Consider the following 1532-nt stretch of genomic DNA (forward strand, 5'->3'; position numbering starts at 1 on the left):
CGGCGCCCCGCCATGGCCGCCGAACTGGGGCCCGAGCACGACCGGCTGGGCGGTGTCGATGGCGGCGTTCGGGTCGCCGGTGGCGCCCCAGGCCGGGAACCCGGCCTTGAGGACGAGCTCGGGCTTGGCGCCGAACCGGGCCGGGTCCCACAGCACGAGGTCGGCCATCTTGCCGACCTCCAGCGAGCCGATCTCGTGTGACATCCCATGTGCCACGGCGGGATTGAGCGTCAGCTTGGCGAGGTAGCGCAGCACCCGAGCGTTGTCGTGCCGCGGGTCCTCGGCGCCCCTGGTCCGCTTCATCACGCCCGCGAGGCCGAAGGTGCGGCGCACCGTCTCCCCGGCGCGGCCCATGCCCTGCGCGTCCGAGGAGGTGATCGGGATGACTCCGAGGTCGTGCAGCACGTTCTCCGCACCCATGGTGGAGGCGCGGATCCGGTCGCGGGTGATGGTCAGGTCGGTCGGCACGTCGGGGGACAGGCCGTGGACGTCCATGATCATGTCGAAGTGCTCGGCGACTGCATCGCGACCGAACGGCAGGGTGGGGTTGGTGGACGAACCGATGACGGTCGGCACGCCGGCCAGGCTGAGCACGTCCGGTGCGTGGCCGCCGCCGCAGCCCTCGACGTGGAAGGCGTGCACCGTCCGACCGTCGAGCGCCGCGAGGGTGTCAGCGACGAAGAGACTCTCGTTGAGCCCGTCGGTGTGGACCGCGACCTGCACGTCATGTTCCTCGGCGACGGTGAGCGCGGTGTCCAGGGCGCGTGCGTGGGCCCCCATGTCCTCGTGGACCTTGAACCCGCAGGCGCCGCCCTCGACCAGTGCCTCGACCAAAGGCCCCGGGCGAGAGGAGGATCCGCGGGCGAGGAACCCGATGTTGATCGGCCAGGCGTCGAACGACGCGAAGGCGGTGCGCAGCGCCCAGGGCGAGTTCACCCCGACGCCCCAGACCGGACCGAACTCCTGCCCGATGATCGTGGTCACCCCGGAGGACAGCGACGCCTCCATGACGCGTGGCGTGATCAGGTGGACGTGCGTGTCGATGACGCCGGCCGTCGCGATCAGGCCCTCACCACTGACGATCGCGGTGCCGGTGCCGACGACGACCTCGACGCCGTCCAGGGTGTCCGGGTTGCCGGCCCGCCCGATCGCCGCGATCCGTCCCTGCCTGATGCCGATCGAGGTCTTGCGGACCCCCAGCACTGGGTCCAGTACGAGGACGTTGGAGACGACCACGTCGCAGGTGTCCGCGACGGTGTCGGCGCGCAGGTGCATGCCGTCGCGCGCGGTCCGGGCGAAGCCGGCGACGAACTCCTCACCCGGCTTCTGGGAGTCGTGCTCGACCAGCACCACCAGACCGGTGTCGCCCAGGACGACCCGGTCGCCGGTGGTCGGCCCGTATGACGTGCTCACCCGTCCTCACCCGCGTCCGGCAATCCCGTGCCCGGGCCCGCGCCGCCGGCCGCCGACGCATCGAGGTAGCCGCAGCCCCGGGCCTGTTCGAGCGCCTGCTCGCGCGCGCCCGGGGCGTC

Annotated in this window: 1 protein-coding gene; it reads right to left on the reverse strand. The window is 72.1% G+C overall.

The window, feature by feature from the left end; genetic code table 11:
• Nucleotides 1-1413: urease subunit alpha (locus FRW57_RS21450; protein ID WP_152187022.1), on the reverse strand; the 1413-nt coding region annotated here is incomplete at its 3' end.
• Nucleotides 1414-1532 lie beyond the last annotated feature (119 nt).

This window comes from Segeticoccus rhizosphaerae (assembly GCF_009192725.1).
Taxonomy (GTDB): Bacteria; Actinomycetota; Actinomycetes; order Actinomycetales; family Dermatophilaceae; genus Segeticoccus; species Segeticoccus rhizosphaerae.